The sequence below is a fragment of the Pseudomonas sp. GL-B-26 genome, assembly GCF_019947405.1.
Lineage (GTDB): Bacteria > Pseudomonadota > Gammaproteobacteria > Pseudomonadales > Pseudomonadaceae > Aquipseudomonas.
Genome location: NZ_JAGYGJ010000039.1, coordinates 22,866 through 36,019, shown reverse-complemented (window position 1 = coordinate 36,019; position 13,154 = coordinate 22,866). Strand labels below are relative to the sequence as shown.

General features: G+C 53.0%; 13 protein-coding genes. 5 read left to right on the top strand and 8 right to left on the bottom strand.

Annotation, left to right across the window (positions count from 1 at the left end; genetic code table 11):
- Window positions 1–90: 90 nt before the first annotated feature.
- The gene (locus KGB23_RS22345; RefSeq protein ID WP_150656829.1) at window positions 91–1,632 is read left to right on the top strand and encodes a phosphoenolpyruvate carboxykinase; all 1,542 of its coding nucleotides are present in this window, start codon (window positions 91–93) and stop codon (window positions 1,630–1,632) included.
- Window positions 1,633–1,693: 61 nt separating this feature from the next.
- Here the strand turns inward: KGB23_RS22345 and KGB23_RS22340 are convergent, their stop codons facing one another.
- From KGB23_RS22340 to KGB23_RS22310, 7 genes are all read right to left on the bottom strand, one after another.
- Window positions 1,694–3,502 (bottom strand): ATP-binding protein, encoded by a 1,809-nt coding sequence (locus KGB23_RS22340; protein WP_223432623.1) that lies wholly within the window; start codon window positions 3,500–3,502, stop codon window positions 1,694–1,696.
- Entirely contained in the window at window positions 3,495–4,706 is a 1,212-nt protein-coding gene (locus tag KGB23_RS22335; RefSeq protein WP_223432622.1) for a hypothetical protein, read from the bottom strand. The genes KGB23_RS22340 and KGB23_RS22335 overlap by 8 nt, the downstream gene beginning before the upstream one ends.
- 3 nt (window positions 4,707–4,709) lie before the next feature.
- Window positions 4,710–4,865, bottom strand: coding sequence for a hypothetical protein (locus KGB23_RS22330; RefSeq protein ID WP_223432621.1), 156 nt, complete (start codon window positions 4,863–4,865; stop codon window positions 4,710–4,712).
- 502 nt (window positions 4,866–5,367) lie between these two features.
- Window positions 5,368–5,850 (bottom strand): helix-turn-helix domain-containing protein, encoded by a 483-nt coding sequence (locus tag KGB23_RS22325; RefSeq protein WP_223432620.1) that lies wholly within the window; start codon window positions 5,848–5,850, stop codon window positions 5,368–5,370.
- Between the two features lie 82 nt (window positions 5,851–5,932).
- Window positions 5,933–6,286 (bottom strand): DUF1493 family protein, encoded by a 354-nt coding sequence (locus KGB23_RS22320; protein WP_223432619.1) that lies wholly within the window; start codon window positions 6,284–6,286, stop codon window positions 5,933–5,935.
- A gap of 287 nt (window positions 6,287–6,573) precedes the next feature.
- Window positions 6,574–6,870: a type I-C CRISPR-associated protein Cas8c/Csd1 gene (locus KGB23_RS22315; protein ID WP_223432618.1), complete on the bottom strand. Its 297-nt coding sequence runs from the start codon at window positions 6,868–6,870 to the stop codon at window positions 6,574–6,576.
- A gap of 433 nt (window positions 6,871–7,303) precedes the next feature.
- Window positions 7,304–7,582 (bottom strand): hypothetical protein, encoded by a 279-nt coding sequence (locus tag KGB23_RS22310; RefSeq protein WP_223432617.1) that lies wholly within the window; start codon window positions 7,580–7,582, stop codon window positions 7,304–7,306.
- 309 nt (window positions 7,583–7,891) lie between these two features.
- Here KGB23_RS22310 and KGB23_RS22305 point away from each other — a divergent pair, with 309 nt between their 5' ends.
- The 4 genes from KGB23_RS22305 to KGB23_RS22290 all read left to right on the top strand — a co-directional run bounded on the left by KGB23_RS22305 (window position 7,892) and on the right by KGB23_RS22290 (window position 12,414).
- The gene (locus KGB23_RS22305; RefSeq protein WP_223432616.1) at window positions 7,892–8,395 is read left to right on the top strand and encodes a polysaccharide deacetylase; all 504 of its coding nucleotides are present in this window, start codon (window positions 7,892–7,894) and stop codon (window positions 8,393–8,395) included.
- Window positions 8,396–8,693: 298 nt separating this feature from the next.
- A complete protein-coding gene (locus KGB23_RS22300) occupies window positions 8,694–10,628 on the top strand; it encodes an ATP-dependent DNA helicase RecQ (protein ID WP_223432615.1) in 1,935 nt (644 codons plus the stop codon).
- A gap of 102 nt (window positions 10,629–10,730) precedes the next feature.
- A complete protein-coding gene (locus KGB23_RS22295; protein ID WP_223432614.1) occupies window positions 10,731–11,957 on the top strand; it encodes a 3-hydroxyacyl-CoA dehydrogenase in 1,227 nt (408 codons plus the stop codon).
- 37 nt (window positions 11,958–11,994) lie between these two features.
- Window positions 11,995–12,414: an acyl-CoA thioesterase gene (locus KGB23_RS22290; RefSeq protein WP_150656818.1), complete on the top strand. Its 420-nt coding sequence runs from the start codon at window positions 11,995–11,997 to the stop codon at window positions 12,412–12,414.
- Between the two features lie 69 nt (window positions 12,415–12,483).
- On the opposite strand, the gene KGB23_RS22285 is transcribed toward KGB23_RS22290, so the two are convergent.
- Window positions 12,484–12,975, bottom strand: coding sequence for a glycine zipper domain-containing protein (locus KGB23_RS22285; RefSeq protein ID WP_223432613.1), 492 nt, complete (start codon window positions 12,973–12,975; stop codon window positions 12,484–12,486).
- Window positions 12,976–13,154 lie beyond the last annotated feature (179 nt).

Genomic DNA, 13,154 nt, shown 5'->3' with positions numbered 1-13,154 from the left:
TAATCCGGCCCACTTTTTTCGCGGTAGTAGTGCACGACTTTCTACTACAAAACGTTTGGAGCACTCGGCCAATGGCCGACGGGGAACCTCATGACGCAAGCCAATAACGCCGTGTACACCGATCTGAGTGTTGATGATCTGGTCAAAGAAGCCCTGAATCGCGGTGAAGGCGAGCTTGCCGATACCGGCGCGCTGGTTGTTCGCACCGGTCACCGCACCGGCCGCTCACCAGTCGATCGTTTCATCGTTGACGAGCCGTCCACTTCGGCTTCCATCGCCTGGGGCCCAATCAACCGCAAGTTCCCGGCCGACAAGTTCGATGCCCTGTGGGACCGCGTTGAAGCGTTCAACAACGCGCAAGAACATTTCGTTTCCCACGTGCATGTAGGTGCGGCTGAAGACCACTACCTGGCCGTGAAGATGACCACTCAGACTGCCTGGCAGAACCTGTTCGGCCGTTGCCTGTTCATCAACCCGGAAAAGTACAATCCGGCTGGCCGTGATGAGTGGCAAGTGCTCAACGTTGCCAACTTCGAGTGCGTGCCAGAGCGTGACGGCACCAACTCCGACGGTTGCGTGATCCTCAACTTCGCTCAGAAGAAAGTGCTGATCGCCGGCATGCGTTACGCCGGTGAAATGAAGAAAGCCATGTTCTCGGTGCAGAACTTCCTGCTGCCGGCTGCCGACGTGCTGCCAATGCACTGCGCCGCCAACATCGGCGAAGCGGGCGATGTGACCCTGTTCTTCGGTCTGTCCGGCACCGGCAAGACCACCCTGTCCGCCGATGAAAGCCGTTACCTGATCGGTGACGACGAGCACGGCTGGGGTGAAGGCGTTGTCTTCAACATCGAAGGCGGCTGCTACGCCAAGTGCATCGACCTCTCCGAGAAGAACGAGCCGGTCATCTGGAAAGCCATCAAGCACGGCGCAGTCCTGGAAAACGTCGTTATCGATGACGCCAAGCACGCCGATTACGCTGATGTCAGCCTGACCCAGAACAGCCGCGCCGCCTACCCGCTGGAGCACGTCGCCAAGCGTTCCGAGAAAAACCTCGGTGGCGAGCCAAACGCTGTGATCTTCCTGACCTGCGACCTGACCGGCGTACTGCCGCCAGTCTCGATCCTCAGCGAAGAACAAGCGGCCTACCACTTCCTGTCCGGCTACACCGCACTGGTGGGCTCGACCGAAATGGGTTCCGGCAGCGGCATCAAGTCGACTTTCTCCACCTGCTTCGGCGCACCGTTCTTCCCGCGTCCGGCCGGCGAATACGCAGAACTGCTGATCAAGCGCATCCGCGGTTTCGGCTCCAAGGTCTACCTGGTCAACACCGGCTGGACCGGCGGCGGCTACGGCGTCGGTAAACGCTTCAACATCCCGACCACTCGTGGCGTGATCGCAGCCATCCAGAGCGGCGCGTTGATCGGTGCTGAAACCGAACACCTCGACACCATCAACCTCGACGTGCCACTGGCCGTACCGGGCGTTGAAACTGGCCTGTTGAACCCACGTAACACCTGGGCTGACAAGGCTGCTTACGATGAAGCCGCTAAGGCATTGGCTGGGTTGTTTGTTGAGAACTTCAAGAAGTTTGAAGTGAGCGACGCGATCAAGGCTGCTGGGCCGAAGTTGTAAGGCTTGGATTTAGCGAATGAAAAAGCCGCCCTTCGGGGCGGTTTTTTTATAACTTTTTAAATCAAGAAGCACTAGTGTCTTGTTTTTGCCATCGTTCTATAACTGTCTCGAAAACGACTTCTTGCCAGTTTGTATTCCATTCTGTGAAGACATTTACGCTTGCAGATTTTGGTTCAGGACTTGGTTTTTTCAAGCGAACCAAACTTGGCATTAGAACTGCGTCACCTACGATTAAAGCTTCACCTTGGGCTAGACTTGGAAGAAGGTCAACTAAACCATTGGCGCTGTCTGGAAGAAGTGCCTTTATATAACCTTGGTCAATGGTGTTCGTGAGTCTTAAAGATATGAAGTTGCTGCATTGAGAGAATATTGTATCTGACACTTCTGAAGGGCGTTGACTGACTACCATTAGGCTTAATCCGTACTTTCGCCCCTCTTTAGCTATTCGTTCAATTGATTTTTTAGATGCTTTGAACTCTGCATTGTTAGAGCGCGGAATGTAATTGTGCGCCTCTTCACAAACTATCATGAATGGGACATTGTTGGTTTCTTCAAGCTTATGTTTCAATTTTGAATAATGAAATGCGAAGTCAAAAACAAGTCTAGAAATAAGGCTTACGGTTATGCTCAGCACCTCGAAGGGGATTCCGCTTAGATCAACAATCGTGACGTTTGATTTTTCTAAGTAACCTAGGAATTGCTTAAGAATATCTTCGAAATCCTTAGTTTCGTATTCGGCACCGGTAGCTTTTGTAGGCTTAAGTAAAAATTCTAGTCTTTTGTCATGAAGTTTGGTTTCCAATCTAGAAACGAATCTGTCAAATTCGCCATTGAAACCTCCGTCTTTGGAAACTTTTTCTCCTATTGTTGCATGTTTTCCATTTCCAGATGATTGCTCGAATTCAATGCTGTCCCATAGGCACTCTTCTGAATATACCTGTTTTGGTGTGGCAAGAGTTGCTAAGTAAGTGTTTCCGTCTTTTTCATATGTGGTGAGATTGTTTTTATTGTTTATGTAGTTGAATACTTCGGTGATGCTAAAATATACAGGTGTGTCGTAAGTGATTGAGGTTAGTCCTGTGTTATATTTTTCCTTGTTTAATATTACGGCCTTCTTAAACTGAGAGATTTGGTTGTGAGCACCCTGTTCGCTCCCTTCAATAAATAATGATTCAAGTTCCTCAGAGTTCATTAACCAGTATGGAAGTTTAAGGCCATCTACGTTTAGTAAGTTAAGGTTGAATTTTTGAGACTCATGCATTGTGAATGCCGATGCATATTCAGAGTGCATGTCAAATATTATGATGTGTGAGTTTTTTTGGATTTCTTGGTTTAAATTTTCATTGTTGTTGATGCCTATGGCATTATGAAGAATTCTAGCGACAGTGCATGATTTTCCGGAGCCTGTTGATCCTACAATACCAATATGTTTTCCAAAAAATTTATCGCCATCTACATGGAATTCAATGGCCTTGTTGTTTGATAGGGTGCCTACTTTGTAGTTGTAGTTACCTGTTCTGGAAAAAATTATATCAAGATCGACTGCTTCGAATACATGAACTTTTTCGGTTGGTACCGGCAGTACTTGAGTGCCTCGGCTGAATACGTACTCTCCGTTATCGTTTTTCATTAGAGCTCCTGCTGGAGCAGACTCAATGATAAACTTCCATTCGAGCTTCCCATCTTTATCAACGTGTTGACCACTAATGTTTTTTATTGAGGCTACTGCGAAGTTATGGTTGCCGTCTTCGATTTTTAAAAATTTCCCAACTTGAAGCTCGGACTTGAATTTCTCAAAATCTTCAAGCCCATTTATTTCTATTGTTATAGATGTCGGTGAGCTTGATACAACATAACCTATGCTACTCATATGTTTCCCTCAGATGAATAATGTATTCGAGCTCGTGAAAATTGTTCACGCCTATTAGATGTATATTTGTATCGCTTACATCAATGCTGACGGGGATTTCGTTGCAAATGAAAAAGAACTCATCACCTTTTTTGTAACCCAGTCCCTCCGGGTAATCAATAAATGCGAGTAATCTTACGTGAAACTCCCTGTCTTCAATTTTGTTATTGGTTTTCTTCAAGATTGGTTCTTTATAGAACTCCTCAGGGATAAAGTTGTTTCCTATCAACCCTGTGTTTGACTTTATACCTTTGGTGTATAGACGGTATTGGATTTCTTGTAGAACTTCTCTGGTGCAATCAATCGCGAACAAAGGAGGCTTTATATGCGTTGGTTTGTAATGGTAAATTGAAACAAAATTACTAATAAAGGTTACTATGTTGCTTGAAAAGTCGCTGATGCTATTTTGTTCGAAATAGAAATAGCGGTTTTGAGAGTTGGTGTTCAGATTCGTTTTCAATTGCTTGCGCATTGTTTGAAGTATTTCTTTTTTGTTCTTTAGTGCTAGTGTCCATTTGGTGATGACTGTGTTGGTAATCCCCAACAAATATCGTAGTAGTTCTAATTTCGTGATTTTTCTATCTGCTTCGTCCGACAGGCTGGATTTTTTTGCGATGTGACTTAGGGCGTTCGGATAAAGTATGCAGGGTGTGTCTGACGACTTTATGTTAAGAAGTTCCAGTTTCTCTTTGACATTGTCTTCGATAGTGTCTAGAGAAGGACCGAATTCTAAATCCACCATTGCGGCAAAATCTGCTGAAGAAAATGGCTGGACAATCCGTTGTACAATTTTTACGTGATTTAAATCCTGAGTTGCCAGAGCGGCATCAATCTCTATCGTTGTGATTTTTCTGATTGATTCTACTTCGCTTGGAACGTGTACAAATATTTTGTATCCTATGTTTTTTGGCGCACTTTGCTTTGAGTAGGCTTCTGCCATCTGTAATAATGGTTTGTAAATTAAGCTCGTTGTGAAGTTTGCGACTGACTCATGGTATTTACATTGAATGGCAGTTGTTTCTCCAGAGTCGGACTTTATGTCTATATCTTCGATTACTCCTTCTATCGTTACTTCTTTGTCCTGCTCGGCATCTAAAATTTCTATTAGGGTTTTGTTGAATTGATAGAGGAAACCCTTAATCGTGCTATCGGCGACACGAGTCATTGATCAAGTCTCTTTGATTTTTTGGGTTGTGAGAGGATTGTTGCTGGAAGTACACATAAGTGCGGCGTGATGAAAAGAGCGGTTGCGATCAATTAAATTGGGGTTTTTTCTATTTTTGCAGGCACTCAAAACTAGGTTTTCCATATCCTTGGCATTCATCGCATCCACCTTAAGGGAAAGCTTTTTACCGCCGTATCACGAATCTGACAGAGGGCGATTGTCCATAGAGGTTACTGTGCCATCATTTTTGCGTCAGATTCCTTAAGACTTTCGTATGGGTAACGTTCGTGATCTGATTTTTGCAATCGAAAGGATTCTGGGAAGGAATCATTTACAGAAACGTAGGCGATTATCTGAGCATGTCCAGACGATCAAAAAAAAAGATTGGAAGATCTGAACGTGACCACCCTCCACTCGATTTCAAAGAGGGAAGGATCAGGTTCAAATGCAAGGAAAAGCCGGCCTGCTAGTAACTGTTAAAGGCTTCGGTCGCCTCGTAGAGCATTCCGATGGTTGGCGGCAGTTTGTCGACACATCGCTTGGCCCTGCGTTTGAGGAACACATCGTAGCCTTCGGGTTGGAAATAGTGATACCTGCCGTAGTGGGTGGGAGCGGTTTCTCAGCGTTGGACCCATGCACGCGCCACAATCTACCTAACTCGCTATGAGCAGGATTCCGGCTTCTTTTTTCTCGTAAATAAAGCGGACAGTGAGTGGGTATTCAGCGGGAAGTCGCGAAGATCGTTCTCGCTGAGATGCTGCTGACGGATAACGCTACTTGTCTGAGTTCTGGATGGTTTGCTTACCTGGGTGGCAGTTGGTTTTTTTTCGCGCCCGGTTTTTTTGGCCCTTGGGGTTCGACTTAACTGAGCGTCCTGTAATCGACGTCCCGTTTCATCGGATTCGCCAACCTTGTTCAAGTCGTCCTCCAGACCCAATACGTGCAAAACAGAGAGGTAAGCACCCATCGTCACCCCCGCACCACCCGATTCCAGAGAGCGCAACGTCATGACAGACATGCCGGCTCGCTCTGCCACTTGTTTAGCTGTCAGCCTTCGACGTAAACGAGCCAGTTTTAGGCGTTCGCCGAGGTCGGTAAGCAGCCGTGCAATACGCGGGAGAAGTGGCGCTGTTTTTCTAGCCATGTAGCTAATATTCCTTCACTTCTGAGGTGATAGCGCCAGAATAATTGCAGTTCGGCGTGCCGTTTCAGAAGCGGCATCTGCTTTATTTGCTTTCCAGTTCCTGCGTATCCCAGCGTTGGACCTTGATGGCGCGATAGAGCATGCCGATGGTCAGCGGGATTTTGTCGCCGCGACCCTTTGCCCTTCGCTTGAGATGCACATCAAACCCTTCGGGCTGAAAGTAGCGATAGGCGTCGTAGTCCACGAAGTCGATCCCGAACTGTTCTTCTAGTGCTTCCATCAAATGCCGCGCATCAGCGCCGTCGCAGCCCAGGTCAAAGTTGATCGAGGTGGTGAGGCTGATGGTTTTGCGTTCAGGCAGCCCGAGTTCTTCGTGTAGCAACTGCATGAGCAGGTGCATGGCGTGGTCGTCGGGGAAGTTGGGGGCGAGGTTCATGGGGCGTCTTCTGTTTAGGACCATTTCGTGAGACGGATTAAGCCTGGTTTTGCGATGCGTTGGATGTCGATCAGAGCTGCGAACATGGAATTCGTGGGAAGGCTGGCGCTCACACCGTACGATCTCGTTCATTTGTTGCACGCTTTCCATCAGCTCATCAAAAAATGTGCTCACGGTTATCCCCGGGTTTGGTCGTTCCAAAGCTCTGCGTCCCTTTCGAGAGCTGGAACGCGGAGCGTCCCTTGAGGCGTTCCCACGCAGAGCATGGGAACGATCTTCGCTCGGCGTCAGGTTGGTGCTTTCCAGCCCATCAAGCGTTGTTGGGCGACTTTCAGTAGGTCGCAGCCGTCCTGAGTCAATAGGTAGATGGCGTGGGTGATATGCGGGATGTCTTCCACGTCACCGTTTTTGAAGCATTGGCAATGTAGGGTTTTGAGTAGGTCGCCGGAGGCTCGGATACGCTGGAGAGCGGCTTCGAGGATGTCTTGCGGATTGGCCTCTGTGTCGATGAGCAGGGGCGGGGAATCGGTGAGGTTGGTTTGGAGTGGGCGGTAGCGATCGGGGAATGCGTTCAATTTATTCATTTTATGTATTCTCAAATGCATCAGATGAAACCACCACCATCGTGACCAAGCGATGGAGGCGGACTGTGTTCGGGTTGGTCAGCCGGAGGAATACATAAGACCGGCACGCCATAAGGCGTCCCAAACACAGCCACCATATAGCGTGCAGACACTTGAGGTGCCGGCAGCATACAACGGACGCGTTTATGTATTCCATCGAGTGACCAAGCCCGAGCCGCTGATTTGGCAGCGACAGTCCGACTATAGGTGCGAGTCGCTGGCCGGCGATAGGCGACAAGGTGTCTTCGGTTGTAGGACCGGGATGAAGCTTTGATAGGGCGTTGCCTACGGACTTATCCCCAGCCGAAAATTCTCTCGTTTGATTGTTATCAGGTGCTCCGCGTTATCGTTCTTCGCGGGCAAGCCTTGCTCCTACAGGGGTTGTGGCTGGGCGTCAGGCGCCGGTGAATTTTGGGAGTCGTTGGCGGGCGATGTCGAGCAATTCATTACCGTCCTGAGTCAGCAGATACAGCGCGTTGACGATGTTGGGAATATCACTCGCATCCGCCTGTTTGAAGCACAGGCAATACAGCGTTTCGAGCAGTTCACTGGCGGCGCGGATGCGTTGGCGGGCGGCGTCGAGGATTTCGTGGGGGTCGGCTTCTGTATCGATGACCAGCACGGGGGTGTCGCTGTAGCGGGATTTAAGCGGGCGATAGCGTTCTGTAAACATCGAGGTTCGTCCTGTGCGAAATCGGGAGGTGGCTCCCGGCAGGCCGAGACACTGTTTTCAGCCGCGCCGCAGACTATAGAAGGGCACGGCGCCGCGCGGCAATACGGCTCCGATGGACAGGTTTTGTAGGGGTTTACCTGCCTTTTCGGACCGAACCTACGCCTTTCCCGAGGCTTTTTACGCCTAAACCCTTAGACGGCAAATTTCCTACGGGTTTGTCAGGCGCAACGCAGCAAACCTCTGTATGGTGCGCGCCAGAATCAGTAGGACGTTTCGAAACGTCCGTCCAACGCTTAAAGGGAATTAGGTATGCAATGGCTACGTATGGCCTCGATTTTGTTGCTGTGGGCCGGGGTTTGTCGCGCGGCGGGTGCTGCTGACGCCGGTAACTCGATGGTCCTGGCCAATATGGACCGCACCGGTTGGCCGGATGCGCTGACCAGTCAGGCGAACATGGACACTGCTTTCCGTGCTGAAGTGCTGATGTTCGGCAAGGCATTGCTGGCCAGCGAAGCGCTGGACGAGCAGAGCCTGAAACAACGACTGGGCGTGCAGGATGTGAAGCTCAAGTCGGTCAGGCAGGTGCGTGACGGGCTGTGGGACCGGCTGCTGACCACCTACCGCAGCGCCAGCCAGAACTGCGACGGTGAACCTTTCTGTCCCCGCGTGCGAAGCGTCGCTGATTTGCGTCAGTTGGCGGCGGCCTTCACCGGCGAAATCAGCCCGGCGCATGCCATTTGGGCGAGCAAGAGCCAGGTGTTTCACGAGCAGGCACTGAATGAGCAGCTGCGCGTGGCGGTGTTGGTGCCGTGAGTTCGCTTTTAGTTTTGCATTGATTTCTCTGGCCTCTTCGTCGGAACGCCGCCCGGAGCAAGCTCGCTCCCACAATGGTTCCGGGTTGCACAAAAAACCTGAGTTCACCGAAGATCAACTGTGGGAGCGAGCTTGCTCGCGATAGCGATCTGACAGCCGCCCCATTCCTCAAGCCTTCTAATTCCATCGCGCCATCCGCTGTATCATCCCGTATCGTTTTGGTCCCCGACCTTTTCTCGACTCGCTGCGTTTGCCGGCTAGGCTTTGGGCTTCGCAGCGGTCAACGGAGTGACAGCTTATGCACAACACCCTGGAACAGGTTTTCGGTTATCCACAGTTTCGGCCCGGCCAGGAAGCGGCGGTCAGCGCGGTGTTGGCCGGGCGTTCGGCGGCGGCGATTTTCCCCACCGGCTCGGGCAAGTCCCTTTGTTATCAATTGCCAGCCTTGCTGCTGCCGCACCTGACATTGGTGGTCTCGCCGCTGCTGGCGTTGATGCAGGACCAACTGGCGTTCTTGCAGCGCCATGGCATTGCGGCGGGCAGTATCGATTCGGCCCAGAGCCGCGATGACGCCAGCGACGTGATGGCTCGGGCCAAGTCTGGGGAGCTGAAGATTTTGATGATCTCCGTGGAGCGCTTGAAGAACGAACGTTTCCGCAATTTCTTGCAGCAGGTGCCGATCTCGTTGCTGGTGGTGGACGAGGCGCACTGCATCTCGGAGTGGGGCCACAACTTTCGCCCCGACTACCTCAAGCTCCCCGACTATCAGCGCCAGTTCAACATCCCTCAGGCGCTACTGCTGACCGCCACTGCGACACCCAAGGTGATCGCTGACATGGAGGCCAAGTTCGCCATCGCCCCCGACGATGTGGTGACCACCGGTTTCTATCGGCCGAACCTCAATCTGTTGGTCGAGCCGGTGCGTGGTCAGGACAAGCGCCGACGCCTTGTCGAGTGGATGAGTCAGCGTCCTGACCAGCCCAGCATTGTCTACGTCACCCTGCAGAAAACTGCCGAGCACATCGCCGAACACCTGAACCGCAACGGCATTCAGGCCGAGGCCTATCACGCCGGTCTGCCCCACGAACAGCGCGAAGCAATCCAGCGCCGGTTCATGGGCGGGCAGTCCAATTGCATCGTTGCCACCATCGCGTTCGGCATGGGCATCGACAAAAGCGACATCCGCAACGTGGTGCATTTCGATCTGCCCAAATCCATCGAGAACTACAGCCAGGAAATCGGTCGCGCCGGGCGTGACGGGCAGCCATCCGACTGCCTGGTATTGGCCAACCGCGACAGCCTCAACGTGCTGGAAAATTTCGTCTACGGCGACACGCCCGAACTGGACGGCATCCGCTATGTGCTCGACGAGTTGCAAGCCGCCGCGCCCGAGGGGCAGTGGGAGTTTCTGTTGGGGCCGTTGGCGGACCAAAGCAACATCCGCCAATTGCCGCTCAAGACCTTACTGGTGCAATTGGAGCTGCGCGGAATTATCGCGCCGCGTTACGCCTATTACGCCGAATACCGCTTCAAATACTTGCAGGAACCCGAGGCTTTGCTGGCCCGCTTCGAGGGTGAGCGCAAGGACTTCGTCGCGGCGATCATCCAGACCTCGAGCCGCGCACGGACCTGGGCCACGGTGAATTTCGACGCGCTGTATGAACAGCATCAGGCCGAGCGTAATCGCGTGGTGAAGGCGCTGGATTATTTCCAGGAGAAGGGCTGGGTCGAACTCGAAAGCAAGCAGATGACTGAGGTCTACAGCCTGCTGCAAACGGACTTTGATGCCCAAGCACTAAGCGAAGAGCTACACGCCTACTTCACCCGGCACGAGCACACCGAGATCGCGCGGATTCACGCCATGCTGGATCTGTTTGCCACGGACCATTGCCTGGGTTATCGCCTGGCCGAGTACTTCGGCGATGAAAACGCGCCACAGCAGTGCGGGCATTGTTCGGTGTGTCACGGGGATGTGGCGCGATTACCCGCGCCACCGGAATTTCCGGCGCTTGTGGATAAAAACTTCGAGGTGTTGTGCGGTGATTTTATCCACAGGCATGAGCAGCACACCGGCAACGTTCCGTCGGCGGAACGCGTGACGCGGTTTTTGTGCGGCATCGGCGTGCCGCTGTTCACCAAGCTCAAGGCACGGTCGATTCCCGGGTTTGCGGCGCTGGAGGATTATCCATATGCCGAGGTCCGGACGTGGGCCGAGGCGCATTTGCCGGCGTAAATCCATCCGCTGAATGTTGCTCATCACAGGAATAAATTTCAAAAGTGCGCGGTAGCTGACTATGGTGAAGGCTGTCTTTGGATCGCCAACAAGAGAACAACTATGAGCCAGACAACGTTCACTATTCTGCGCGCCGCTGCCATTGGCGCCGGCACCATGGGCCGTGGCATTGTCATGTGTCTGGCCAACGCCGGCGTCCCGGTGCAGTGGGTCGATAACAATCCACAGATGCTTGAGCAGGCGCTGGCTACCGTGGCGGACACCTATGCCCACAACGTGCGTCAGGGACGGATCGATCAGGTCGAAGCGGACGCTCGCATAGCGCGGGTAACGGCTGCTGCTGACTACGCGGCGATCTGCGATGTCGATCTGGTCATTGAAGCAGTGTACGAAAACCTCGAACTCAAGCAGAAAATCTTCCGTGAACTGGACGGTCTGCTCAAACCCGAAGCCATTCTGGCCAGCAATACCTCGGCGCTGGATATCGATGCCATCGCCACGGCCACTCGCCGTCCGCAACAGGTCCTGGGCCTGCACTTCTTCAGCCCGGCGCACATCATGAAGCTGCTGGAAATCGTTCGGGGTGCGCAGACTTCACCGGCGGTGCTTGAGGCTGCTCTGGCACTGGGCAAGCGCATGGGCAAGGTCAGCGTGGTGTCGGGCAACTGCCACGGTTTCATCGGCAACCGCATGTTGCATCCGTATGTACTCGAAGCGCGCAAGATGTTGCTCGAAGGCGCTTATCCCTATCAGGTCGATGCGGCACTGCAAGGTTTTGGTTTCGCCATGGGGCCGTTCCGCATGTACGACGTGGTCGGCATCGATCTGGAGTGGCGCGCTCGGCAGTTGGCCGGCAAAGGGCAGGATGCGCCTGAGGTTCAGGTGGACAATCGTCTGTGCGAATTGGGTCGTTTCGGCCAGAAGAGTGGCAATGGCTATTACCACTATGAGCCGGGCAGTCGCCAGGCTGAGCACGACGTTGAAGTCGATGCGCTGGTGTTGAAGGTTAGCGAAGGGTTGGGCTTCCAGCGTCGCGAGATCGGGCCTGAGGAGATTCTGGAGCGCTGCTTGCTGGCATTGGTCAACGAGGGTGCAAAGATTCTCCAGGAAGGGATTGCCGAATCGGCGCACGACATCGATCTGGTGTACCTCAATGGCTACGGCTTCCCAGCGGACAAGGGCGGGCCGATGGCCTGGGCGGACCAACAAGGATTGGAGGATATTCATCAGCGATTGTTGCAGCTGGAAACCAAGCAGGGTGATCAGTGGGCACCGGCTCGATTGATCGGGGAGCTGGCGGCGGTGGGTAAAGGGTTTGCGGATCGGTAAACTTCACCTGTTCGATCGATCCTCAAGGCGAGAACCCATGACTCAACGCACCGACTACCCCCACTTCCAACCCATCACCACCCGCTGGCACGACAACGACGCTTATGGTCACGTCAACAACGTTACCTACTACAGCTTCTTCGACACGGCAGTGAACACCTACCTGATCGAAGTCGGCGGTCTGGATATCCATGATGGCGAAGTGGTTGGCTTTGTAGTGAGTTCGGCCTGCGATTATTTCGCGTCCATTGCCTTCCCGGACCGGATAGAAATCGGTTTGCGGGTGGGCAAGTTGGGCAACAGTTCGGTGCAATACGAGCTGGCGGTGTTCAAGGCCGGGGAAGACGAAGCCTGCGCGGCAGGGCGCTTTGTGCATGTGTTTGTGGATCGGGTCTCTAATGAGCCGGTGGCGATTCCTGCCGGGTTGCGCGGGGCGCTGCAGCGGTTGGTGGTTTGACGGGCAAAAAAAATCGCAGCCCTTGGGCTGCGATTTTTTGATGCATCGGCAAACGAGGCGATTCAAGCCTCAGTCGCGATAGCGATGGTGATGCTTGCGATGGCCGTAGGCATGGCCACGACCTGGATGGTCGTCACGGTAGTAACGACGATCACCATGGCCGCCACGATAGGAACGACGATCATCATCATCGTCATCATCGCTCTTGTTGCCCATGTAGTTACCCAGCGCGCCACCGGCACCGCCGCCTGCTGCGGAGCCGATCAGGCTGCCGGTGGTGCCGCCCATGCTGCGGCCGACCACGTTACCGCCTGCTGCGCCCAACGCACCGCCAATGGCTGCTTCGCCACGGCTGCGTTTGTCTGCGCCGACTGCGCTACCACCCGCGCCGCCCAGGGCCGCGCCAATGGTGGAACCTGTACTGCCGCCTAATGACTGACCGACGACCGAGCCCAGAACCCCGCCCAATGCGCCGCCCACACCTGCTTCGGTGGTGCCGCCAGCAGAAGCGAAGCCACTGACCAGGCCAAGGGACAACAAGAGAATCGAGGAGAACTTCATTAGAGGAACCTCAAGGGGATGACGGCGCGATCCTGAGGCTGTGTCATGGTCGTGACAATCGAAATCCGACGAGTAACACGACTTGAGCACATTTCTATAAGTTACTGTTTTTTAGCCGGAACTTAAGTGTTTTTCGCCGGTCTTTAACTACTTCGGATAGGCCGTTTTCATGCAAAACG